Raw genomic sequence first — 23,771 nt, forward strand, 5'->3', positions numbered from 1 at the left:
TAACCAAATAAACAGGTTAGAATATATCCTTCCCTATGAAACCTCCAAATTTTTACTTTTATAATATTCCAACTATTCCCAATGTAACACAAAAAAGTAATGTATAACCAAAATGTAATGAACGACTCCATTCTTATCCTAAATGGCTAAAGTTATAGTGTCTTAGTGCATTTTCTACACATATCGTGTTACAAAAACTCCATTTTCAGAATAAAAAAGCGCTAGACAGCTCATTATACATGTTTCTATTCAGCCTCAAGCTTGATAGTCACAAAAGTTTCATATACCAGCTTAACTTAACCACATATATTTGAACTTGTTCACTTAAATGCTGAATTCAAGTAAATATCAGTGTATATTTATTCAATCGTCCACCAACACTTTATCTTTCCACCCATTTATACTACAATAAACTTTAACGAAAAAACGGAACCTTCTCCGTTTAAAATAGAAAGGGGTGACTGCATGCTTTTTTACGAGCGTATTAAAATCATGGTCCCACCATTTCCCTGTGAAAGATGTTTTTTTCCCAGATAAATAACTTATTCAGGAGAGAATTTTATGGAAAAAAACATCGAAACAAAGAAAATAAATTTAGCATTACTTGTGTGCCTTGTGGGGTTTCCACAAATTAGCGAAACTATTTATACGCCTTCTTTAACGGAGATTGCTACGAGCTACGGCGTCTCATTAAATTTGGCTCAAATGACTTTAAGCATCTACTTTCTTGCTTTTGCAGTTGGTGTCTTCTTTTGGGGCGTTAGTTCCGATTTTTTAGGTCGACGAAAAGCAATGAACTTTGGGATATTTATCTATATTCTTGGTTGCTTCGTCTGCCTTTTTTCAAATAATATTACAATGCTTTTTATCGGACGCTTTGTTCAAGCATTTGGCGCAAGTACGGGTTCTGTTACAACACAGACCATTTTGCGTGACAACTACCACGGTAATGATCGCCACCATTTATTTGCAAAAATCTCAGCCGCTTTGGCATTTTCACCGGCAATTGGGCCATTAATTGGTGGATTTATCGGACAATATTACGGCTTTCGCGTGGTTTTTTTATTTTTAGTAGTTATGGGAATGATATTGCTGTTCTGGAGTTTAAAACGACTACCAGAAACAAAAACAGCGAACGCCACCCCATTCAGTGTGCAGAAAATGGTAGTAATTGGTAAAAAAATGATTTTTGACCGCTATACAATTGCTTTTGGAGTGCTAATTGGTATTTTTAATGGAATATTGTTTAGTTACTACTCTGAAGCTCCTACTATTTTTATTGAGAGGTTTCATTTTAATCAGAGTCAGTATGGCTTCATGGGGTGCGCAGTGGCTACGGCAACTATTTTAGGAGCTTGGCTATCGAACTGGCGCTTAAAGCAGAATTCACCTCATAAAATCATTAAAGAAGGAATTTTGCTAGCTCTTATTGGCACTCTATTTCTTAGCATGGTTGCGCTGTTCCCGCTTACTATCCAAGTTATATTCTACATCTTCTTCATTTCTATTATCTTAGTAGGAATTGGCATGTCTTTACCAAATTGTTTAAGTCTAGCACTAGTGAAATTTCAAGAAGTTGCCGGTACAGCTGGCGCCTTTTTAAGCTTAGGATATTATGTAATTGTCAGTCTTTGTACTTTCTTCATTGGCGTTTTGCATTCAGGATCAATACTTGTATTTCCCGCATTTTGCCTAGTATTACTTCTAATTGCCTTGCTCTGTATAAAAATAGCTGCTAGAAATAACCCTTAGCAAAAAACTGGCCCCGTTTCTATCTTGAAACGGTGCCAGTTTTATTTTAAATGTTATCACAATATAAAATACTATTTATTTCCCGGGGAATAAAAAAAGTATTAAACCTCTAAAAGTCTAATACTTCTCTGATTATGCTAATTGTTCGTTCATACTTTCCATTTGAGCAAGGAAGGCTTTTTGCCATTTCTTCTCATTTAGGAATTCAACGGGAAACTGAGGGTCAATTGTGGTTAAGATTTTAGCCCATGCGTCTGTACGTAATGAAGATGCTTGGCGAATCGCTATTACAAACATTATTATTGTTCCGGCAATTAAAAATAAAGTTAAAATAATACCTACAATGATTGTAGCTGTGATATTTCGGTTTATTCCAAAAAAGTACGTTAGATAACCTAAAATAAATGCGATTACAAAAAAACTACCAATAAAAATAAAGGTTTTCTTACGGCTACCTCTATAAGTAGAAATACCTAGCGCTACTTCCAGTAATGCCATTTGACGAACCGGATTATTCTTCTTTGCAACTTGAATACCATATTTATCAATTAGTAAATGCGCTGCTTTTCTTTCTTCTTTGTTATTCTTTGGCATAATTACTAGAAGAATAACAAAAAATGCTATAACCATTAACTGTATCAAAAAAAAACACTCCTATAATAAAATTTATAGTTAATTATAGCATCATTCCGCTCTCTGCAAATTGTATATTTTGTGAATTAATTAGTGCAAATAAATTAAACATTCCCTTATATATATTGACAAAATCGCTTAATTGATTGTTTGTTTCACGTGAAACATATTTATTATTATTTTCACTTTCTATATTTAAAGTATAAATCTGTTCAAAAATTAGCTTAATACTCTTTTGAAGTATATCAGTAACGCAGAATTTATGAACTAACCTAAAAAACAATCTTTTGACATACTTACTTGTCAAAAGATTGTTTCACGTGAAACATATTAAACGTTAAAGCGGAAATGAACAACATCTCCATCTTTCATTTCGTATTCTTTACCTTCCAAGCGTACTTTTCCCGCTTCTTTGGCTGCTTGCTCTGAGCCATATTCAAGTAAAGCGTCATATGCAACAACTTCAGCGCGAATGAATCCACGTTCGAAATCAGTATGAATGATTCCGGCACATTGTGGAGCTTTCATACCTTTGATGAATGTCCAAGCGCGAACTTCTTGAACGCCTGCTGTGAAGTAAGTCGCTAAGCCAAGCAATGTATACGCAGAACGAATCAATTGGTCTAAACCAGATTCTTCAATTCCAAGCGCTTCTAAAAACTCTAGCTTATCTTCGTCTTCAAGTTCAGCAATTTCTTCCTCAGCGCGAGCACATACTACGATAACTTCAGAGTTCTCGCTCGCAGCGAATTCGCGTACTTGCTGTACATATTTGTTATCGTCCGGACTAGAAACATCTTCTTCACTTACATTTGCTACATATAAAACTGGTTTTCTTGTAAGTAAGAAAAGGTTGCGAACGATTTTCTCTTCTTCTTCGTTAAATTCAATCGCACGAGCTGGTTTGTCATTTTCGAAAGCCTCACGTAGTTTAACTAAAACGTTATATTCAGCCACAGCATCTTTATCTTTTTGTTTAGATAGCTTCTCAACGCGTCCAATGCGCTTCTCTACTGTTTCTAAGTCCGCTAAGATAAGTTCTAAGTTGATTGTAGAAATATCGTCTAGCGGGTCTACTCGGCCTTCTACGTGGGTGATATTTTCGTCATCAAAACAACGAGTTACATGGCATATTGCATCCACTTGACGAATATGGGATAAGAATTTGTTTCCAAGTCCTTCCCCTTTACTAGCACCTTTTACAATTCCGGCGATATCTGTAAATTCAAAAGTTGTTGGAACGGTCTTTTTCGGTTTTACAAGTTCCGTTAGTTTGTTTAATCTGTGGTCAGGAACTTCAACAATTCCTACGTTCGGGTCAATCGTCGCAAACGGATAATTCGCAGCCTCTGCTCCTGCTTTTGTGATTGCATTAAAAAGTGTCGATTTCCCAACATTAGGAAGCCCGACAATACCAGCTGTAAGTGCCATTATATATAAACTCCTTTTCATTAACTTCATTTTGAAAATGCCTGTCAAATAGACATTTTTTCACTAACGTATATTATAAAGGTTTTTCAAACAAAAAGCCACCCACCAAAAAACGAAAACCCTTTAATCAGTAAAGGATTTTCGTTTTAATTACTTCATCTCTTTCCAAATAGCAATCATCTCATAAGCTACATCGCGTAATGTATAAGTTGTCATAAATTGATCTTCCGCGTGCATGAAGAGGATAGAAATTTGTACGTCTCCGCCATCTGCCTCTTTTTGAATTAGTTGCACATGATTTTTATGACCTTCGCTAAGAAATTCATTAGCCTCGTCAATTTTTTTATATGCTTCTATGAATTTTCTTTGTCTTCCGAATTTCATCGCCTCAATAATGCAACTTCTTGCGGCGCCAACAGAACTAATTATTTGAAATGATGCGAGTTCCATTCCTTCCATTTTCGCTAGCCTCCTATGATTGAAACTCGCCCTGTTAATTTAGTATCAGAACTTCCACCAACGAAAATTTCTATACCACCGGGCTCCACCTCATATTTATTGTTAATTGACCATATTTCAAAACTTGATTTATCTAGCTTAAATGTCACTGTAGCTGTTTGTTTCGCTGCAATACGAACCTTTTTAAATGCTTTTAATTCTTTTTTTCTTCTAGTAATACTTGCTTCCATATCATGAAGATAAAGTTGCACAACTTCTTCACCGGCTACATTAGAGGTGTTTTTTAAAGTTACTTTCACTTCTACAGATTGCCCGCCAAGGAGTTCTGCTATTTTTATAGATTCTTGTTTTATCTGTAAATCTTGATATTCAAAAGTGCTATAACTTAAACCATAACCAAATGGATAGAGCGGCTTACCAGTTAAATCAAAGTAGTCTTCTTTATACTCCACTGCCTTTTGATTGTAGTAAATAGGAATCTGCCCGGAGGATCTTGGTATGCTGACTGGTAATTTACCTGAAGGATTGTAATGACCGAAAAGAACCTCAGCAATCGCCGTTCCACCAACACTTCCTGGATACCAAGCTGTGAGAATCGCATCCGCTGTCGAACTAATTTCTGGGATAGCGATTGGTCTACCTTGAATCATTACGACAATTACAGGCTTTCCAGTACGCTTCATTGCGTAAAACAAATCTAATTGCGGTTGTGGAAGCGTGATATCAGCAACATCCACATTTTCACCGGCATCCATGTTCGGGCCCTTAGAGCTTACCGCGCCATTATTTAAAAATTCCATGTCAAAATTCCGCGCACTTGAACCACCGAGCACCATAACAATGGCGTCTGCCTCTTTAGCAACCACTTCTGCTCTTTGAATGCCATCCGGAAGCTCTTCACGAATTTCAGTACCTTTTTCAGAAACGACTTCCCAATTTTTAGGAAGCAGTTTTTTTATCCCTTCTAACACAGTGACACATTCTGATTCATTTTGCGGAGCTGTATAATCTCCCAACTGATTATAAAGCGCATCTATGCTAGGACCAACAACAGCTATTTTTTTCCGTTCGCCTACTAGAGGTAATGTTTCGAAGTCGTTTTTCAAAAGACAAATACCCTCTCTAGCGGCTTGTAAATTTAGTTGTTTCCAATCAGACTTCGGTGCTTGAATTTCTTCTTCTACAAACGGTTGTTCAAATAGCCCTAATTGGAATTTCACTTGAAGCACTCGCCTCACAGCATCATCAACGACCTTTTCATCAAGGATGCCTTTTTCCACGCTTTCTTCAAGAAATGGAAACACTTCATCCCACAAACTCAAATCCACACCGGCTTCAAGAGCCATTTTTGCGGCTTTTTTTGGATCAGGATTTAGTTTTAATAATCTATCAAGGGCACACCCATCTGCCATAACAATCCCGGAGAATCCCATTTCTTCTCGCAAAATAGTTGTTAAAAGCTCTTTGTTCGCGTGGCATGGCACCCCGTCAATCTCGTTGTAAGCTGCCATGACGCCAAGAGCACCACTTCTAATTCCCGCGCGCATTGGTTCCAAGAAAATTTCTCTAAGTTCCCTTACGCCAATAGAAACTGGTCCAGAATTATGCCCGCCAATCGGCTCGCCTTGTGCCGCAAAATGTTTTAAAATAACAGCAATCTTCCCACTCGCTTGAAAGCCTTCTGTAATTGCCGCTGTTAATTCCGCTGCAAGGTATGGATCTTCACCGTAACACTCTTCAGCGCGTCCCCAACGTGGGTCTCGAAGTATGTCTAATGCTGAAGCAAGTGCTAGATGAACTCCCTTTTCGGAAATTTCTTCTGTAATCGCACTTGCGACCTGTTTTTGCAACTCTGGATTAAAAGAAGCAGCACGAGCTAAATTTACCGGATAAGATTCGCTATCTAACGCTTGGTGACCGTGCGGAACTTCCTCAGCTAATAGTACAGGAATCCCTAGGCGCGTATTTTCTATCACATAGCGTTGAATTTTATTAGCTACTTTGCCAGCATTTTTCCGACTTACACCCGTGTCCTTATTCATTTTGGACCATGGATCAGCGCGGAACAGACCGTATAAAGCGCCTATACCTTCAAATCTAGTTACTTCCTCTTTAAATTTTTCCGTGATATGAAACGTTTCGCCATCTCTTGAAAAAGCTTCCCAGCCATACATTCTTTGGTTTAGTTGACCACATTTTTCTGCTAAGGTCATCTTGGAAAGTAAGTCTTCTACACGTTCTGAAACTGGTTTCTCCTTATCCAAATAAACAGCCATATTCTTTCTCCTCCTTGCTAAAAAACTAAGAATGTCACAATAAACTAATTGCTAAATCTAATACTTTTTCACCATTCATTCGACCATAATCAACGATATCAATAACTGCCACCGATACATTATCACCAACTGTTTCTATAACCTTATCTTTCATATAATTCACTTGCGGTCCAAGTAAAATCGCATCAGCTTTACGCCAATTTTTTTCGAAATCCGTTTCTGAAATAGCCCAGATAGTCAGTTCTAAATTACGTTCTTCTACAACGCGTTCCATTTTCCTCACTAAAACGCTTGTAGACATTCCCGCATTACACATCAACATAATATTTTTCATAAAAATCCCTCCAATTAGGCTTTAATTCTGTCATTGGCTTTTAAGAATGGTAGGTAAAGAAGTACGCAGACGCCAATCAAGAAAATTTGGAATACTGCAGCACGCCAGTCCCCACCTGTTGCAAGGAAGCCGGAAGCAACAACTGGTGTCGTCCACGGAACCATTACGACTACTTCTGAAATCATATGCAGCTTTGTCGCGAAGTAGGCTAAACATAAGCAAAGCGGTGTTGAAATAATGAACGGAATCATCAAACTCAAGTTATAAACAATCGGAAGGCCAAATACTACCGGTTCATTGATATTAAATAGACCAGGAGCTGCCGATAAAGTAGCTATTTCGCGATAATCTTTTCGTTTTGACCAAATAAAAATTGCTATTAACAGCGCAATAGTATTTCCGCCGCCGCCCATAACGCCAAAAACATCACGGAAAGTAGTATTAATAATATGCGGAATCTCTGTGTGATTCGCAAATGCTGTCATATTTTCTTGCATATTTGCCAAAAGAACTGGGTCCATAATCGGCCCTAAAATCCCACTTCCAGCAATACCGATAGAATAAAGCATTTGTGAAATCGTCATTAACGTTAGGAACCCTGGAACACTTGTAACTAAGAATGTTAATGGTTCTTGAATAATTGCGCTAATTAAAGAATACAAATTCAAGCTGAATAATGTCACTACTAAGAATGAAATAAACGCAAAAATAAGTATTGTTAACATTGTCGGAATAAGCACATTGAATGATTTAATTACGGCTGGAGGTACGCTATCCCCAGAAATATGGATTTTCATTTTCTCACTCTTAGAAAGACGAATGAATACTTCTGTTGCAAGAAGCGCCGTTACAATCCCAACGAACATTCCCGCCGAACCCATCAAGGCTATTGGCAATACTCCAGCAACTTCCACAGATTTCTCTGCACCAATTGGCACAATTTCTGTCACAGCTGGGATAAAAATAACAATCAGTGCAATGGTCATTAATGCAGGTGCAAACGGATTTTCAAACTTCCGGTTTTGCGCTAAAAAGTAAGCAACTGAAGCTCCAATCAAAATAGTAATAATTCCTAAAGTCCCGTTCACAATACTGTTACCTAGCCCCTGCCAAGTCGTAAGTGTTTCGGAACTGATGATCGCCGACATAAAACCATCCGGCTTAATAATCACGTTATTAATTAAAACCATGAATCCTGCTAACATAATAAAAGGTAAAATAGTAGCAAATGCATCACGCATAGACTTTAAATGAATTTGATTTCCAAGCTTCTGCGATAACCAACTTAATTTCTCGATGAACTTTTTCAATTTTTTATACCTCCTTTGATATTACAATAAGTGTAGCGCTTTCTTTTTGTTAAATAAATCTAGTCTTTTTCCGCATCTGTATTTTACATGCGGAAATAAAAAAAGGCCCGTTAACTTTTCTCTCTAAGAAAGTCTAACGAACCTTTTGGTTATATCGTTTGTAACACACGCATAAATTCTTCAAAACTTGTCACACGTTTTAGCTCTCCCATTGCTTTTGGACTTTCTACTAAATTGCTAATAAGCTCATACACCGTCGCAAGCTGCTGTTGTTGCTTGTTTTTTACCGCTAACATGAAAATCACTTGTGCCTGATCTTCCTCATTCCACTTTACCCCACCGCCAGTAAAAATACATACTCCAATAGCTGTTTCTTGGACGTTTGCTTCAATTGGGTGTGGTGCCGCAAGTCCATTACCTAAATAAGTCGGCACAATTTCTTCGCGCTCAAAAAGTGATGGTAAATAGTCCTCGCCAACAATATTATTTTCCAGCAAAAGACTCGCTAAATCTACCAGAACTTGCTCTTTGTCCTTTTTATCACTAATTAAGAATAACGATTCCTTAAAAACCTTGTCCACTTCAAATTGGTTCTTCGTCTCATCTTGCTTCATTAACGCAGTGATATTACGAATATCCGCCTTTGTCAAAAATGGCGATACTTGAATAAATGGATGTAACTTCATTCGCAGTGGTACTGTAGAGATAACAAAGTCACATGCCGTTCCACTCTGCTCATATTCTTTAAATGAGTACACGCCGACTATTTCAAGCGTATTCTCAAACTCTTTTCGTACTTTAGATTCCAAAAGTTGCGACGTCCCTAAACCAGAAGCACAAACAATCAATACTTTTTGCTTCTCAGACCCTATTTCCTTATCTAAGCCATACAAAAAGTGAATAGCCAAATATCCTACTTCCGCTTCGTCTACATTTGTTTTTAACTCCTGCTCAAGGACTTCTTTAGCAACCAACCCTAATTCAAAAGCTAGTGGATAATTAGCTTTTAGATTTTTTAAATACGGGTTTTGTATATTCATATTAAATTTAATTCTGTTAATAGCTGGCTTTAAATGCAAAGCGATATTGGAAATCATTTTCTGGTCTTGCTTAAAATCATAACCGTACAGCTCTTTAATCTTTTCTAACATCTTATCCACGATGATATATTCTCGGTAATTATTAAAGTCACTTTTTCTGTTTTTCGAACTAAGGTGTAGCAGCAGATAGGCAGTCTCACTTTCCGGGAAACGAATTCCTTCTGAAAGATCTATTTCTTTTATAATACCTTGAGCCGCCCTTAATTCCGGCATACTAAATTCAATATCCTCCAAATCTGTTGCAGGTACATAACAATTATCTTTTACACGACATACAGCAATTGCGATATGAATAATCAAATTTTTAACTGAAATGTCCGTCATGTGAATATTATATTTCGCTATATTAGAAACGACAATCTGCTCCATCATTTCCAAATTAACTTCTCCAAAAAAATTTATTTCTGTTTCTGTAATAAGCGGGCTTGTAGATTCCACTAACAAATATCTTGAAAAGCAAAATCGGATAGCAAGTTCTGCACCAGTAATTCTAATGCCATAGCCAGCCCGTTTTTCCACTTTCAACTCATTTTCTTTGAGTTTTCGTTTCACTTCTAAAATATCCAAGTTTATCGTAGACTTACTAACAAAAAGCTCTTCTGACAATGTCTCCAGCTTTACATAGTCATTTTTGAGTAATAAATATCGAATAATATAATCTGCTCTATCCTCTGCAAACATCGGTACAATATTCATATTAGCTCTTCCTATCGAATCGTCCAAAAGAGCTTCACGCAGTGCTTTTTCATCACCAATGACCAGACGATATCCTACACCAGGAAGTGATTCGATTCTGTTTCCGCCTATCATCAGTATTTGATTAATTACTTTAATATCATTTCTAATTGTCCGAGGGTTAACAGCTAATGCCTCCCCTAATTCTCCACCGCTAATAAACTCCATCTTCAAATAAAGCATATGAACTATTTGTTTCCATCTAGGTAATGATAATTTTGAAGCACTCACGCAGCTCCACTCCTCACGACAATTAATTTAAGCTATTTCATCTTGATTATAAGCCTATCACCTGATAACGACAAGTCTTCCAGAAATAGTAGCAAGTATTTCGATAAAAAGCAATATCGTTAAAAATGCCTTTACTCCAATCTTCTAGCCCAAAAAGTTTCACGTGAAACATAAAAAAGCGAAAACCCTAAAAAGGATTTTCGCTTTGATTTATTTTAAATCTGCTACATGTGCTTCGAGATTAACACCAGTTCCCGCAGCCACTCGACTAGCGAATTCCGGATCTACTTGATAGAAATTACGTAAGTTGCGGATTTTAATATCATCACGTACTTGTGACCAATCATCGACAATGTTTTTCACGAGTGCAGCACGTTCTGCATCTGAATAACGATCCCATACTTCTTTTGCATGGCCAAAGTTATTTGGTTTTTCTGCAATCAGGCGCCCAGAAATATCACCACGGATTTCTTGCTCTGGCTCGATAAACGCTGGATTTTCTTTTGGTTCTGTATCGTAACTATTTGGCTCATAATTAATCGAACTTGTTTGTTGTTTAAACGGCATATGACCGTCACGTTGGTTGTTCGCGACAGGCGCTTTCGGACTGTTAATTGGGAGTTGTAAGTAGTTTGGCCCTACACGATGTCTTTGCGTATCTGAGTAAGAGAATAAACGACCTTGCAATAAACGGTCTTCAGAAGGAAGCATTCCACGTACAAGTACCCCAGGATTAAAACCAACCGATTCTGTCTCCGCAAAAATATTATCTGGGTTGCGGTCAAGCGTCATTGTTCCTACGTGTTCATAAGGAAATACATCTTCAAACCAATCTTTTGTTGCATCTAATGGATTAAAATCAAAGTTATCCAAGTCTTTCGGATCCAACACTTGCACATATAAATCCCACTCTGGATAGTCTCCATTTTCAATTGCTTCGTACAAATCACGACTTGCATGGTTAAATTCTTTTGCTTGAATTTGAGAAGCTTGCTCCGTCGAAAGGTTCACTATTCCCGCTTTTGGAATCCAGCGCAGTTTTACATAAACTGTTTTGCCTTCTTCGTTAATCCATTTGAACGCATGAACACTAGAGCCACGTATTTCCCGGTAAGAAGCCGGCGTTCCTTCATCACTGAATAAGTACATAATCATCGTCGTAGCTTCCGGTGTAAGGCTAAAGAAATCCCAGTAACGGTTGCCATCTTGAATATTTGTGCGTGGATCAGGCTTCAAGGAATGAATAACATCCGGAAACTTAATCGCATCACGAATGAAGAATACCGGCAAATTATTTCCGACAAAATCATAATTCCCTTCTTCTGTATAAAACTTAACGGAGAAACCGCGTGGATCACGTAATGTTTCTGGAGAATGTTGCCCATGAATTACTGTTGAAAAACGAGCAAAAACCTCCGTTTCCGTTCCTTCTTCTTGCAAAAATTTAGCCATTGTATATTTTTTCATGCTTTTCTTAGTGACAAATTTCCCGTGAGCACCAGCACCACGAGCATGTACAACCCGTTCTGGTACTCGCTCTCTATCAAAATGTGCCAATTTCTCAATAAGCACATAATCTTCTATCAAAGTTGGTCCTTTACGTCCCGCTGTCATCGAATTTTGGTTATCACCAACTGGCACACCTTGATTCGTCGTTAAATTTTTTCTATCTGTCATATGTATATACCTCCATAACAATTCTATATCATTTTTTATTTGTAATAATTATTAAATGATACTATTTATATTTTAAAGAAGGAAGAGACAAACTTCAACTAAAAGGCTTAAAAAAGAACAGACGACCTAATTCATCGTCTGTTCCCTATTATTGTTCAGCTTTAACTAAAATTTTCTTCACTTTTCGTTCGAACTCGCGGCGGGGGATCATCACACTATGACCACAACCTTCGCACTTAATCCGAATATCCATCCCCATGCGTATAATCTTAAATCGATTGGTACCACAAGGATGAGGCTTTTTCATTTCCACAATATCATTTAAATCGAAATGCTTTTTTTCCATAAACATCACAACCTATTCATCATCAAACTGAATATCTAAAATCTCTAAAATGCGATCTAAATCATCATCAGATAAAAATTCAATTTCAATTTTACCTTTTTTATCGCGACGTTTAATCGAGACAGCCGTACCAAATTTATCACGTAATTGGCTTTCGCTTTCACGGATAAAGATAGGAACTCTAGCCGGCTTAATTGTTTCACGTGAAACATTTTCATTTAGATTATTAACCACATCTTCTAATTGTCGTACTGTCAGCCCTTGCGCCACAGCTTTTTTAGCCGTTGGGATAATATTTTTCTTAAGTTTCAAACCTAGTAACACTCGGCCATGTCCAGCTGACAATGAGCCATCACGTAACATTACTTGAACTTCTTCAGGTAATGTCAAAAGACGAACAAAGTTAGCGATATATGGTCTACTTTTCCCAACGCGTTCTGCTAATTTTGCTTGCGTTAAGCCCAATTTTTTCATAAGGAACTGATATGATTCCGCTTCTTCAAGTGGAGATAAATCTTCGCGTTGTAAGTTTTCAATGACAGAAAGCTCCATCATTTCTTCTTCCGTTAAATCACGTACAACTGCTGGGATTTCTTTTAATTTAGCTTCTTTTGCTGCACGAAATCTACGTTCACCAACAACAATTTCATATCCTTTATCTGTATTTCTTAATATTATTGGCTGCAAAACACCGTGAATTTTAATGGAGTCACGTAATTCATTGATTGCTTTCGTATCAAAGATTTTACGTGGTTGATATGGATTTGGCTTAATATCTTTTATAGCGATATTTTGTACGGTTTCTTCATTCGTATCTACATTATTAAATAGTGCATTGATTCCTTTACCTAGACCTTTAGCCATGTGCAACCACTTCCTTTGCTAATTCTAAATAAACTTCAGCACCTTTTGATTTTGCATCATATAACAAAATCGGTTTTCCATGACTAGGTGCTTCACTTAGACGTACATTCCGTGGAATAATTGTATTAAATACTTTGTTTTGGAAGTATTTTTTCACTTCTTCTATTACTTGAATACCTAGATTTGTTCTAGCATCAAGCATTGTTAGTAAAACACCTTCAATTTGTAAATCCTCATTGAGATGCTTTTGGACGATTCTTATTGTATTTAGTAACTGGCTTAAACCTTCTAGCGCGTAATACTCACATTGAACAGGAATTAAAACAGAATCTGCTGCTGTTAATGCGTTTAAAGTCAAAAGCCCAAGTGATGGCGGACAATCAATAATCACATAGTCATAATCATCACGGATTGAGTCGATTGCTTTTTTCAATCTAATTTCACGAGAGATAGCTGGAACTAGCTCTACTTCTGCACCTGCGAGTTGAATTGTAGCTGGAATAACATTCAAATTATCCAAGTCTGTTTTTTGCAACACATCTTGAATGGCTACATCGTCAACTAGTACATCATAAATACAATGTTCAATTTCACCTTTGTTAACACCAACGCCACTTGATGCATTACCTTGTGGGTCAATATCAACTAGTAACACTTTCTTACCTAAAAAAGCTAGGCTCGAGCTTAAATTCACCGATGATGTCGTCTTACCAACCCCACCTTTTTGGTTTGCTAGTGCAATCACTTTGCTCAATCTTTTTCACCAACCCTTATTTTGTACCGAGATTTCCGGTTCTTTTATCTTCTATTCTACCAAAAGATTGTCATTTAGTCTTACAAAAAGTAAAAATAAATTGAAATTCGTATTTTGAAAGCTTAAAAATGGTGAAAATGATATTCTTAAAACCTAGAAATGTTTCACGTGAAACATTTTAAAATAAAAAAGCAACCAACCTAAGCTGATTACTTTTCTATCTTCAATCTACAGAGAATGTTGTCTTAACACCTAGAACCGTGCAGACTTTTTGATACATTCTAAGAGTCAAATCTGGATCCCCTGCTTCTAAACGCCCAATAATAACAGGAGATAAATCTGATTTAAGCGCTAAATCTAGTTGAGACCATTTCTTCTCCATTCGTTTAGAGAAAATATATTTACCAAGGCTTGCTGAAAAACTATCTAAGTAATGAGCAATGCCTTCATTTGCTAAAGCTTTATTTTTTAGTGTTTCGAATTGATAGTCTGCATGACCAATGCTTGTTTCCGCTTCAATACGACGCAAGAATACGCGTTTGACTTCTTCGCGGTAAGCACTCATTTGATCCGTGAACGGGTTTTTATCTTTAAAATAGCCTTTAACGAAGCAATAATAGGTTTCATCGCCACTAAAAGCAGTGAAGTAAATTAAACGACAATTTTTATCTTTAAAATGTGCTTTCATCTCTTGAATCGGTTGGTCTACAGTTGTTTCCACTCGAGTTGTTTGTAGTGAGTAAGCTTGACTTTTACCGATAATTAAATGGACATCGGGGAGAATTTGCTTACCAGTGCTAAGTTTTCTCGTTTCTGCTGTTTCTAGTTGTAACAGGCCTTGAAATACTAAAGTGGCCATTAGTGGTTCTTCCACAATTAAATTTTGTAAGAAATCATACGCTTGGAACTCATTTTGTTCGTCTTTCACAAAAATGATTTTTGCCATTCGTTTCGTGATTCCACTCAGAGTTGAGTGAATCACTCCCTCCTTTACAACTTTACCTAATTCTATTGTACTTTTTTCTGCTCAAAATTGCACTTATTTTCTCTATTTTTTACAAAATAAACCAAACCCACTCGAATTGAGTTGCTTTCCTTTTTTGAAAATAAAAAACCCGCTTCAATAAGCAGGTTTTGCAGCTATTTTTTCGCTTCTTTCGCGATTTGGTACCAACTGTAAATCTTCACTATCGCAAAGAAAGTATAGCCAAATGCGATGAGATATGCCCCGTAATTAATTAATAGAATGTTGAAGCCACTTCCCCAACCAGACTCTTCTGCTACGGCTACTGCTCGGGCATAGGGGCTAGTGAAAAAGTAGGTAATATATAGTGGATTAAAACTTAAAATAGCACTTGTAATCGCTATTACGAAAGATGGAAGTACCATCAAACAACTAATGACACCAACTGCATGTCCAATTATCTTCAAAAACCTCACTGCTACACCTCTTATTTCTTTTTAGGAATTTGAATGGTAATTTGATAAAAATCATCTGTCTCTTCTTCGGTGAAATCTAGGTCCATTCCGTTATCTTTAACCATTGTAACCGATTGTTTAATCGTATTCATAGCGATACGCACGTCACGACTAATAGCTTGGCGTTTTGGTTTGGTTTTTTTAGTAGCTACTGGTTTTTTCACGCCCAAAATTTCTTGAATTCTTGCTTCGGTTTGTTTGACGTTCCAGTGATTTTCAGCTATTTCGGCTAAAATTGCGACTTGCTGTTCTTCTGTTTCTAATGCGAGTAACGAACGAGCATGGCGCTCTGAAATTTGTTTGTTAAGAACGGCTTCTTGGACAGTTTCTGGTAGTTTTAGAAGTCGCATTTTGTTTGCAATGGCAGACTGGCTTTTCCCGACACGTTGCGCAAGGGCTTCTTGTGTCACGTCCTGCATGTCTAGTAAACTCCGATACGCTTTCGCTTCCTCAATTGGCGTCAATTCTTCACGTTGCAAGTTTTCAATTAACGCAATCGCTGCTACTTCTTCATCATCTAAATTTTGAATAATTGCTGGAATTTTTTCCATTTCTAAAGAAAGCACAGCACGAAAACGACGCTCGCCTGCAATGATTTCATAATAATCCGGTTCCATTTCTCTAACCACAATCGGCTGAATAACGCCGTGAATTCGGATAGTTCGAGCAAGTTCATCAATCTTATCTTGATCGAATACTGTCCGTGGTTGGAATTGGTTCGGAAAAATTTTATCCATAGGAAGTTCTTGTACGCGTTGTACTCCTTCTTCTACTATATCATCCATTTGATTCTTCTCTTTTTTTCCAAATAAACGTGAAAAAGGCATCTGGGTCCTTCCTTTCCGGAACATCTCGGGGTTTCTTAATATATTATCTGGCTATCCGCAAGTCTCTTAAACTATTTTAGCAGAAATGCTAGAGAAAAACACGCTTATTCTGTCCTTTAAATGTGAAAAAATAGATAGAGCTGCTAAAGTTTCACAGTCCTATCTATTTTCTTAATGAAATTCATCGGTAACGGTATTGATGGTTTTTTCCATATTGTCGCGGTAAGACTCATTTTGTAGCAACATCATGGAAATAATATCCATCACATACATAATCGAAAACTGGCTATTAGCAAAATACCTTTTACTTACGAATAAAGTATTGTAAACCGGAATAGTGACGTCACTGATTTCGGTCATTTCACTATTTTCAAAACTGGTAAATGTAGCAACTTTACTTTTGTTTTTCTTAGCGATTTTTAGCGCCGTGACTAGCTCTGGGGTGTTACCTGAATTGGAAATGCCGATAACAAAATCTTCTTTTGTTGTGATGGAGCTAGTGATAATCATCATATGCGGATCGTTGACACTGATGACGTTTAACCCCATTCGAATAAGGCGCTGCGACATTTCAACGGCAGTGAGCCCCGAACTTCCGACGCCGCAAATATAGACTCGCTTAGCTTCTTGAATGTACTGCACCACTTCACGGATCTTCGCTGGTTCAATCAGCTTCACCGTGTTATCAATTACTTTATGGTAGAACGAATAAACCTCTTCAAAAAGGTCATCATAACCAAGTGACGGAACCATTGTCGCTGCAGTATTCACCCGCATTTTCAAATCAACAAAACTATCACAGCGTACATGGCGACAAAATCTCGTTATCGTCGAAATGGATGTGCCAGTTTCTTCAGCTAGCTCTTTAATATTAATATTCTTGAGTTCATCACTTTTTTCTAAAATATACTTCGCAATTTGTTTTTCTTTATTCGGTAATCGATTGTAATTTTGTTGGATTTCATTTAAAATCGTCATCTTTTTCGGCCTCTTTCTGGTTTAAGAAATGATAAAGCGCACCAATCATCCCTGCTTCATTTCCCAGCTTTGCGAAAGTAATATCTGCTGTATCGAACATCGGTGAGATTAATTTGGTTGAGATAGCCGCTTTTAGACGCGGTTTGAAGAATGACTCTTCTTCCATTAATCCGCCACCGAGTACAATCACTTCTGGGTTGAAAATATAGATTAAGTTTACTACACCTTCTACTAAATTCTCAATCCATTGCTCTATTTCAGCCAGCACATCTGCATCTCCGCTATAGGCCCATTCCATGACTTGACGACCATTTAACGCATTTTCCTCGATATTTTTTCGCGAGGCTACTTGTTTAATCAATGCTTTTGTTGAAGCAACATCTTGAAATCTCCCTTGTGAAAGGTGCATATAGCCCACTTCACATGCTGTAAAAGACGATCCATTTATTAGTTTGTCGTTTAGTAACATTGCTCCGCCGATTCCGGTTCCAATTGTCAAACAGAGCACGCTCCCACGTCCCCGTGCTCCACCCAACCAAAACTCGCCAAGGCAGGCTGCATTTACGTCATTTTCCACTACGCACGGAATATGAAATCGGTGCTCTAGTTCAGCTTTTATTTCAGTTCCAGTGTATTTGGGAATCGTGTAGCCAGCATAAATAATTTTGCCTTTCACAGAATCCACAACACCCGCAGAGGCCACACAGACGCCCGCTACATTCGTTTTTTCTTGTTCGACAATCCGAATAAGCGCGGGCATGATTTGATTCGCTCCGCCAGTTATAGGCGTCACACAAGACTTAAGATCGCCCACCCGCTTACCTTCTTGATTAAATTTAGCATATTTGATACTCGTTCCACCAATGTCGACACAAAGATAATTTTCCATTTCTTCACCTCTTTAGTGAAATTATTATCCTTCTTTTGTTAACTCATCGTAAAACGCTTGGCTTGAATTTGCTTCGATCAAACGGGTTACCTTTTCCTCGTCCATGAGCACTTCTGCAAGCTCTGACAACACTTCTAAATGGCTTTCTGAGTCTGTTGCCGCAAGGGTAATAACTAGTTTCACCGGGTCGAACATGTCGCTTCCAAAAGCCACGCCGTCAGCCAGTGTTGCAAAAGTTAGGCCACCGCGAATGACGCCGAATTCTGGTCGCGTATGTGCTAGGGCGATATGTTTGGCAATCACTATATATGGTCCATTATTTTCTACACTTTGAATCATTCCGTCGATATAACTTTCTTTGATGGCACCTCGCTCTAGTAAAAGTCTTGCTGATGTTTGGATGGCTTCGCGCCAGTCTTTTGCTTTTAAATTTACCTCAATATCTTCTAAAGTAACTCGGTCTAATAACATGCTCGCGCCCCCTTATTTATTATATTCAGCCATTATTTCTGTTAAATCTACCTCCGCCAGCGACTCTCGCTCCAAATAGTTCGGGGTTAAATCACTATGTTTTGTTACTTCATTTGGAATGACAAGAACATTGACACCCGCACTATTTCCCGCCAAAAGGCCATTTCGCGAGTCTTCTACGATAAGAGCCTCCGATGGCTTAACATCCAGTGCTCTCAAAGCTTCTAAAAACAAGTCCGGATCCGGCTTGATTCGCGTAACATCCTCCGCCGTAATAATCGCATCAAAATATCCGAGCAAGCCTAGTCGTTCCAAATGATAGAGTGGTTTTGGTCGCTGCGATGAGGTCGCAAGTGCTAATTTTAATCCACGTTCTTTTAATTCACGAATAAAGCTTTCCACGCCTTCTTTGGCCGGTAAACTTTTACTGTTTTCAATAAACGTTGCTTGTGTTTCTGCTTCGAAGTCTTGTCGATTAATATCCATTTGCTCTGTCCGGTTGAGTTCGCGAAACAAATCGTCCACATTTGACCCAACGCACTGCAAAAACTCCTCGATAGAAAGGTCATAATTCTGCTTCGTTTTAAACCATTCTTTAAAAATTTCATACCAAACTACTTCTGTATCAATAACAATTCCGTCAAAGTCCATCACAATCGCTTTTAACATTGTCTTCCTCCTACCCATTTTACTATTCAAAGCGCTCCTAAAAAGAAGCGCTTACAAATAAGTTAATTCTTTTGTTCTCGGTCTGCAACTATTTTATCTATCAGTTCTTGATATTCTGGTGCGCCGAGGTAATCCGTTATTTCTACATAATACGCATCTGGTTGCTTTTCTTTGGCTCGGTCGATAAGGGATTTATGCGTCACGACTACATCGCATTCGGTCGGCAATTCGTGGATGGCGATATGGAACACTTTAATATCCTCTAAGCCAGCATTTTTGATTTTTTTCTGTAGTACGGTCGCGCCCATCGCACTAGATCCAAGTCCCGCATCACAGGCATAAGCGATTCTTTTAACATTTTTAAAATTAAAATCATCTACTGTAGCTTCGAAAACGGAGGAAATACTGCTCTTTTTGCCTTTAAGGCTTTCCATTTTCTTCGCTGCATCTTGTAGTTCAGAGTCTTTGTTACCCATGCGTTTAATAAATGGAATGGCAGTAATGAATGTAACAAGTGCCGCACATAGCACCGCAATAAGGATCTTAATGTGATCGCCGGGTGCTGCCATCATCATGATTGTAATAATACTACCAGGAGAAGCCACACCAACAAGTCCCGCATTTGTCATTGTTAAAATAAATGTTCCTGTCATACCACCAAGAATTAGCGGTAAAATAAGAATTGGATTCATTAAAACGAATGGGAAGTAAATTTCGTGAATACCACCAAATAGGTGAATAACACTTGCCCCGTAGGAAGATGCTTTGGAGTTTCCTTTACCAAAGAACATATAGCCAAGTAGAATTCCAAGTCCTGGTCCAGGGTTTGATTCTAGTAAGTAAAGCACTGATTTCCCTGTTTCTGCGAGTTGCAAGGTGGCTAGTGGACTAAGAATACCTTGACCAATCGCATTGTTTAAGAATAAGACCTTGGCCGGCTCAATAATTAAAGCCGTTAGTGGGAGCAAATGATTGTTAATTAACACATCTACGCCACTTGCTAATACTTTTGTTACAGCTTCGACCATTGGAGCAATTGCCACATAAGAAAATAGTGCTAATCCCGCTCCAATTATCCCAATCGAAAAGTTGTTAACTAATAGTTCAAATCCAGCTGGAATTTTTCCATCAATACGTTCATCAAATTTTTTGAGTATCCAAGCTGCGAGCGGGCCCATTATCATTGCGCCAATAAACATGGTTATATCCGAACTAATAATTGCTCCCATTGTCGCAACAGTACCAATAACTCCGCCTCGGTAACCGTGAACCGCTCGACCTCCAGCAAAGGCAATAAGAAGTGGTAACAAGTAATTTAGCATTGGTGCGATGAACCCTTTTAACATCTCAGAGCCTGTTGCTACCCCAATCGCAGTTAAAATCCCCCAAGCCATAAAAGCTCCCAAATTCGGAATGACCATACCACTTAGCTTACTCCCAAACTTTTGTACATGTACCCGAATAGACATATTTCCCCCTCCAATCATATGTGTGGCGCTATTTTATAGTGATACTTCTTTTCCTTCAGCAATGGAACGTTCAATCGCATCTACTACTCGTAAGGAATCATACGCTTCTTTTGGTGTAATAATTGATTTTGTGTTATTCGCCACGTTATTAATAAATGCCATTACTTCTTCTGCCAAGTCGCCGGAAACTTCGCCATTTGTGTAATACCAATGTCTTGAATCCGGATAAGATACCCCTTTTTCACTAACAAAACGAACACCGTGGTCGCAAGAGTCTACATATGCTACGCCTTTTGTTCCGACTAATTCAAGTTTGTCGTCAATGATGGTTGGCGAATTTTCTGGCAAGACCCAGCAAGCTTCCAGGCAAGCAATTGCGCCATTTTCGTACGTAACAATGGCATAAATCACATCATTCATGCCGTATTCTTTTAGCAATACACTGCGACTTTTGGCGATAACTTTGACTGGCTCGCTATCCATGTACCAGTTAATATAATCAATATCGTGAATCATTACGTGCATACTTAAATCAGAAGCACCTATGTAACGCTTTGGCCCGGTAATTGGACTGTTACGACGACAATAAAGATGAATAATATCACCCAATTCGCCATTATCGAGGCGCTGTTTAATCATATTAAAACGAGGATCAAATCTGAGTAAAAAGCCAACTGTAAACACTTTGTCGTAGTCTTTGGTCAGTTCATACATTGCTTTGCCGTCTTCCAGTTCTTTTGCAAGTGGTTTTTCGAGTAAAATGTGTTTTTTGTATTTTACAGCTTCTTCCACGCAATCACGGTGCATATTATCAGGTAAAACAATGCTCACAGCTTCAATCTCCGTATTTGCTAGAAGTTCGTGGTAGTCTTTGTATGCTTTACACTGAAATTTTTCTGCCATTTCGGCGCGTCTTTCATCGTTGTACTCACAAATTGCTACTAACTCTACTTGCGGAAGCTTTTGGTAAATTTCTGCATGATACTGCCCCATTTGTCCAACGCCAATTACGCCAACTTTGATTTGCTTTGTCATATCACTTACCTCTTTCTTCTTAGATTTTTTTAATTTCATTTGTAAAGCGGGTGGTTATTTCCTGTGGCCGAGTTACTGCGCCGCCAACAACAACGGCATAACAACCTAACGTAAGAACTTGTCGTGCTTTACTAGGCGAATCGATTTTCCCTTCTGCAATCACTGGACGCTTCGTGCTTTTCAAAACTTCTTTCAAATGGGAGAAATCGTCGTCGCTGATATTTTTATTCGCTGTTTCTTCGGTGTAGCCGTAAAGTGTCGTGCCAATTAAGTCGAAACCGAGGGAATCAGCGTAATAAACGTCTTCAATACTACCTGTGTCTGCCATGAAAAGCGTGTTTGGAAACTCTTTTCGAATGGCGTTTAGTATGTCTTTGAGGTCTTCGTTATGTGGTCTTTTTCTCGTTGTCGCATCCATCGCAACAATTTCTACTCCCGTTTCACATATTTCTCTGACTTCTTCTAAGGTTGGTGTGATAAATACGTCCGAATCATCGTAGTCTTTTTTGTAAATGCCGATAATGGGAACGTCGATCTCACTTTGAATTGCCCGAATATCTTTTGCGGTATTTGCTCGGATACCAACAGCACCACCTTGAACTGCGGCCAGAGCCATTTTCGACATAATAAATGCACTATGAAGTGGTTCGTCTTCTAAAGCTTGGCAGGAAACCACTAACCCGCCTTTGATTTTTTCCATAACAGAATTGCCCACTGATACTCCTCCTCTATACTGTGTTTCAGTGTAAAGTATGCGTTTTCAAACAGACTATATCACAAGAAAATGATTTTATCAATATCAATTAAATGAAAATGATTTTCATATTTTAGTGTGGATAGTTGCGGAAACTAGCTTTAAAAAATGACGTTGCTGTTAAAAATAAAAAGTCCTTTCGTTTGAAAGGACTTTGTTAGTTTATTCGATTGGTAATTTGTTGGGTGTTCCTGGTTTGCGTGGATATTTGTTAGGTGTTTCTTTTGTTTTCGTGATGACGTAGATATTGCGCTCGCTTTCTTCTACTGGTAGGGAGAAAGCGAAGTGTTCCTCGACTTTTCCGCCAAATAGTTTGATGGCTTTTTCGGCTGTTTGCAGCTCTTGCTCGGCTTGGGCTGCTTTCATTACTAGGAACGAACCGCCTTTTTTGACAAGTGGCATGCAAAGCTCGGATAATACGCTCATTCTTGCTACGGCACGTGCGGTTACAAGGTCGTATTTTTCGCGGTGCGCTTTGTTTTGACCAAATGTTTCAGCGCGATCATGATAAAAATGCACATCGGTTAGGCCTAATTTTTCTGCTAGCGCATCAAGGAAAGTCATGCGTTTTTTCAAGGAATCCACGATGCTTACTTCTAGATGCGGGAAGCAGATTTTAATTGGGAGACTTGGAAAACCAGCGCCAGCCCCGACATCACAAATCGTATCGAACTTAGTAAAGTCTACATAAAACGCGGCAGAGATAGAATCGTAAAAGTGCTTTAAATACACTTCTTTTTCATCAGTAATAGCTGTTAAATTCATTTTTTCATTCCATTCTACTAACATTTCGAAGTAATCGTGGAATTGTTTTAGTTGCGTGTCGCTTAATTCTATTCCTTTTTCAGCAAGTGCTGTTTGGAATTGCTCTGGATTCATATTTTTTCCTCACTTTATTTTCGCGATTTTTGCCGTGTTTAGGATGGTAGACGGGTTTGGTTTATACTTTTAAACAGGCTTGTACCATATATTTTAGCTCATTATTTTCAAGTATAAGTATTTTCGTTCTTTTTAGCAAGTTCGTATTACGTTTAACAATTATCAAACTTGTTGGCATTCTCTTTAAAACTTTTTTTGGCTTGATTTACCCATTTTCCTTCTGCTGTGGTGGAAAGTCCATCTATGTAACCCTGACAATTGCTTTTTATATCTGCTATTTTGTCCCGTTTGATCATTTTGAACATTCGTTTGCGATTTTCTGATGTTGCATGGGTTTGGCTCGCCACAAACATCCCAATAAGATTTTTTTCTAGATTTCTGCGTGACTCTAATAATTCTGCTTTTAGTTTATCTATCAT

Annotated in this window: 24 protein-coding genes; 1 reads left to right on the forward strand and 23 read right to left on the reverse strand. The window is 38.1% G+C overall.

Annotated features, from left to right (window positions below):
- Window positions 1–561: 561 nt before the first annotated feature.
- The gene (locus GL301_RS14070; RefSeq protein ID WP_003725328.1) at window positions 562–1,752 is read left to right on the forward strand and encodes a multidrug effflux MFS transporter; all 1,191 of its coding nucleotides are present in this window, start codon (window positions 562–564) and stop codon (window positions 1,750–1,752) included.
- Between the two features lie 132 nt (window positions 1,753–1,884).
- Here GL301_RS14070 and GL301_RS14075 read toward each other — a convergent pair whose 3' ends face one another.
- The 23 genes from GL301_RS14075 to GL301_RS14185 all read right to left on the reverse strand — a co-directional run bounded on the left by GL301_RS14075 (window position 1,885) and on the right by GL301_RS14185 (window position 23,771).
- Entirely contained in the window at window positions 1,885–2,394 is a 510-nt protein-coding gene (locus GL301_RS14075) for a hypothetical protein (RefSeq protein WP_003730731.1), read from the reverse strand.
- 321 nt (window positions 2,395–2,715) lie between these two features.
- The gene (gene ychF, locus GL301_RS14080) at window positions 2,716–3,816 is read right to left on the reverse strand and encodes a redox-regulated ATPase YchF (protein ID WP_003722138.1); all 1,101 of its coding nucleotides are present in this window, start codon (window positions 3,814–3,816) and stop codon (window positions 2,716–2,718) included.
- 150 nt (window positions 3,817–3,966) lie between these two features.
- Entirely contained in the window at window positions 3,967–4,275 is a 309-nt protein-coding gene (locus GL301_RS14085; RefSeq protein WP_070298313.1) for a PTS sugar transporter subunit IIA, read from the reverse strand.
- A 5-nt stretch (window positions 4,276–4,280) separates the two neighbouring features.
- Window positions 4,281–6,551 (reverse strand): glycoside hydrolase family 3 N-terminal domain-containing protein, encoded by a 2,271-nt coding sequence (locus GL301_RS14090; RefSeq protein ID WP_003727619.1) that lies wholly within the window; start codon window positions 6,549–6,551, stop codon window positions 4,281–4,283.
- A gap of 34 nt (window positions 6,552–6,585) precedes the next feature.
- Window positions 6,586–6,885: a PTS sugar transporter subunit IIB gene (locus GL301_RS14095; protein WP_003734216.1), complete on the reverse strand. Its 300-nt coding sequence runs from the start codon at window positions 6,883–6,885 to the stop codon at window positions 6,586–6,588.
- Window positions 6,886–6,899: 14 nt separating this feature from the next.
- A complete protein-coding gene (locus GL301_RS14100; RefSeq protein WP_003722142.1) occupies window positions 6,900–8,195 on the reverse strand; it encodes a PTS sugar transporter subunit IIC in 1,296 nt (431 codons plus the stop codon).
- A 149-nt stretch (window positions 8,196–8,344) separates the two neighbouring features.
- Entirely contained in the window at window positions 8,345–10,261 is a 1,917-nt protein-coding gene (locus GL301_RS14105) for a BglG family transcription antiterminator (protein ID WP_003725332.1), read from the reverse strand.
- Window positions 10,262–10,471: 210 nt separating this feature from the next.
- Window positions 10,472–11,938: a catalase gene (locus GL301_RS14110; RefSeq protein ID WP_003725333.1), complete on the reverse strand. Its 1,467-nt coding sequence runs from the start codon at window positions 11,936–11,938 to the stop codon at window positions 10,472–10,474.
- A gap of 148 nt (window positions 11,939–12,086) precedes the next feature.
- The gene (locus GL301_RS14115; RefSeq protein ID WP_003725334.1) at window positions 12,087–12,290 is read right to left on the reverse strand and encodes a DUF951 domain-containing protein; all 204 of its coding nucleotides are present in this window, start codon (window positions 12,288–12,290) and stop codon (window positions 12,087–12,089) included.
- A gap of 6 nt (window positions 12,291–12,296) precedes the next feature.
- A complete protein-coding gene (locus GL301_RS14120) occupies window positions 12,297–13,148 on the reverse strand; it encodes a ParB/RepB/Spo0J family partition protein (RefSeq protein ID WP_003725335.1) in 852 nt (283 codons plus the stop codon).
- Window positions 13,141–13,902, reverse strand: a complete 762-nt coding sequence (locus tag GL301_RS14125) for a ParA family protein (protein WP_003722150.1) — start codon at window positions 13,900–13,902, stop codon at window positions 13,141–13,143. The genes GL301_RS14120 and GL301_RS14125 overlap by 8 nt, the downstream gene beginning before the upstream one ends.
- A 223-nt stretch (window positions 13,903–14,125) precedes the next feature.
- Window positions 14,126–14,884, reverse strand: a complete 759-nt coding sequence (locus tag GL301_RS14130; protein ID WP_003727618.1) for a helix-turn-helix domain-containing protein — start codon at window positions 14,882–14,884, stop codon at window positions 14,126–14,128.
- 158 nt (window positions 14,885–15,042) lie between these two features.
- On the reverse strand, window positions 15,043–15,342 hold the full coding sequence (locus GL301_RS14135) for a hypothetical protein (protein WP_003725338.1): 300 nt from the start codon (window positions 15,340–15,342) through the stop codon (window positions 15,043–15,045).
- A gap of 11 nt (window positions 15,343–15,353) precedes the next feature.
- Window positions 15,354–16,208: a nucleoid occlusion protein gene (noc, locus tag GL301_RS14140; protein WP_003725339.1), complete on the reverse strand. Its 855-nt coding sequence runs from the start codon at window positions 16,206–16,208 to the stop codon at window positions 15,354–15,356.
- Between the two features lie 171 nt (window positions 16,209–16,379).
- Entirely contained in the window at window positions 16,380–17,186 is an 807-nt protein-coding gene (locus tag GL301_RS14145) for a MurR/RpiR family transcriptional regulator (RefSeq protein ID WP_003725340.1), read from the reverse strand.
- Window positions 17,170–18,075, reverse strand: a complete 906-nt coding sequence (locus GL301_RS14150; protein ID WP_003725341.1) for an ROK family protein — start codon at window positions 18,073–18,075, stop codon at window positions 17,170–17,172. The genes GL301_RS14145 and GL301_RS14150 overlap by 17 nt, the downstream gene beginning before the upstream one ends.
- A gap of 24 nt (window positions 18,076–18,099) precedes the next feature.
- Complete coding sequence (locus GL301_RS14155; RefSeq protein ID WP_003725342.1) at window positions 18,100–18,546, reverse strand: PTS sugar transporter subunit IIA; 447 nt, start codon at window positions 18,544–18,546, stop codon at window positions 18,100–18,102.
- 12 nt (window positions 18,547–18,558) lie between these two features.
- Window positions 18,559–19,215, reverse strand: coding sequence for an HAD family hydrolase (locus tag GL301_RS14160; RefSeq protein ID WP_003734213.1), 657 nt, complete (start codon window positions 19,213–19,215; stop codon window positions 18,559–18,561).
- A gap of 62 nt (window positions 19,216–19,277) precedes the next feature.
- Complete coding sequence (locus tag GL301_RS14165; RefSeq protein WP_003725344.1) at window positions 19,278–20,684, reverse strand: PTS mannitol transporter subunit IIBC; 1,407 nt, start codon at window positions 20,682–20,684, stop codon at window positions 19,278–19,280.
- Between the two features lie 33 nt (window positions 20,685–20,717).
- Window positions 20,718–21,719, reverse strand: coding sequence for a Gfo/Idh/MocA family protein (locus tag GL301_RS14170; RefSeq protein ID WP_003722159.1), 1,002 nt, complete (start codon window positions 21,717–21,719; stop codon window positions 20,718–20,720).
- A 19-nt stretch (window positions 21,720–21,738) separates the two neighbouring features.
- On the reverse strand, window positions 21,739–22,434 hold the full coding sequence (locus tag GL301_RS14175; protein WP_014929278.1) for an N-acetylmannosamine-6-phosphate 2-epimerase: 696 nt from the start codon (window positions 22,432–22,434) through the stop codon (window positions 21,739–21,741).
- A 201-nt stretch (window positions 22,435–22,635) separates the two neighbouring features.
- Window positions 22,636–23,352 carry a 16S rRNA (guanine(527)-N(7))-methyltransferase RsmG gene (gene rsmG / locus GL301_RS14180; protein ID WP_010959101.1) on the reverse strand — a complete coding sequence of 239 codons (717 nt, stop codon included), beginning with the start codon at window positions 23,350–23,352 and terminating at the stop codon, window positions 22,636–22,638.
- Window positions 23,353–23,504: 152 nt separating this feature from the next.
- Window positions 23,505–23,771 carry a hypothetical protein gene (locus GL301_RS14185; protein WP_003725834.1) on the reverse strand — a complete coding sequence of 89 codons (267 nt, stop codon included), beginning with the start codon at window positions 23,769–23,771 and terminating at the stop codon, window positions 23,505–23,507.

Origin of the sequence: Listeria sp. LM90SB2 (genome assembly GCF_028867355.1) — a bacterium.
Taxonomy (GTDB): domain Bacteria; phylum Bacillota; class Bacilli; order Lactobacillales; family Listeriaceae; genus Listeria; species Listeria monocytogenes_B.

Bases quoted from the DNA above. Each gene is read 5' to 3' on its own strand.
- GL301_RS14070 (WP_003725328.1), top strand. From the start codon at position 562: ATGGAAAAAAACATCGAAACAAAGAAAATAAATTTAGCATTACTTGTG.
- ychF (WP_003722138.1), bottom strand. From the start codon at position 3,816: ATGGCACTTACAGCTGGTATTGTCGGGCTTCCTAATGTTGGGAAATCG.
- GL301_RS14085 (WP_070298313.1), bottom strand. From the start codon at position 4,275: ATGGAAGGAATGGAACTCGCATCATTTCAAATAATTAGTTCTGTTGGC.
- GL301_RS14090 (WP_003727619.1), bottom strand. From the start codon at position 6,551: ATGGCTGTTTATTTGGATAAGGAGAAACCAGTTTCAGAACGTGTAGAA.
- GL301_RS14095 (WP_003734216.1), bottom strand. From the start codon at position 6,885: ATGAAAAATATTATGTTGATGTGTAATGCGGGAATGTCTACAAGCGTT.
- GL301_RS14110 (WP_003725333.1), bottom strand. From the start codon at position 11,938: ATGACAGATAGAAAAAATTTAACGACGAATCAAGGTGTGCCAGTTGGT.
- GL301_RS14115 (WP_003725334.1), bottom strand. From the start codon at position 12,290: ATGTTTATGGAAAAAAAGCATTTCGATTTAAATGATATTGTGGAAATG.
- GL301_RS14120 (WP_003725335.1), bottom strand. From the start codon at position 13,148: ATGGCTAAAGGTCTAGGTAAAGGAATCAATGCACTATTTAATAATGTA.
- noc (WP_003725339.1), bottom strand. From the start codon at position 16,208: ATGCCTTTTTCACGTTTATTTGGAAAAAAAGAGAAGAATCAAATGGAT.
- GL301_RS14145 (WP_003725340.1), bottom strand. From the start codon at position 17,186: ATGACGATTTTAAATGAAATCCAACAAAATTACAATCGATTACCGAAT.
- GL301_RS14150 (WP_003725341.1), bottom strand. From the start codon at position 18,075: ATGGAAAATTATCTTTGTGTCGACATTGGTGGAACGAGTATCAAATAT.
- GL301_RS14155 (WP_003725342.1), bottom strand. From the start codon at position 18,546: ATGTTATTAGACCGAGTTACTTTAGAAGATATTGAGGTAAATTTAAAA.
- GL301_RS14160 (WP_003734213.1), bottom strand. From the start codon at position 19,215: ATGTTAAAAGCGATTGTGATGGACTTTGACGGAATTGTTATTGATACA.
- GL301_RS14165 (WP_003725344.1), bottom strand. From the start codon at position 20,684: ATGTCTATTCGGGTACATGTACAAAAGTTTGGGAGTAAGCTAAGTGGT.
- GL301_RS14170 (WP_003722159.1), bottom strand. From the start codon at position 21,719: ATGACAAAGCAAATCAAAGTTGGCGTAATTGGCGTTGGACAAATGGGG.
- rsmG (WP_010959101.1), bottom strand. From the start codon at position 23,352: ATGAATCCAGAGCAATTCCAAACAGCACTTGCTGAAAAAGGAATAGAA.
- GL301_RS14185 (WP_003725834.1), bottom strand. From the start codon at position 23,771: ATGATAGATAAACTAAAAGCAGAATTATTAGAGTCACGCAGAAATCTA.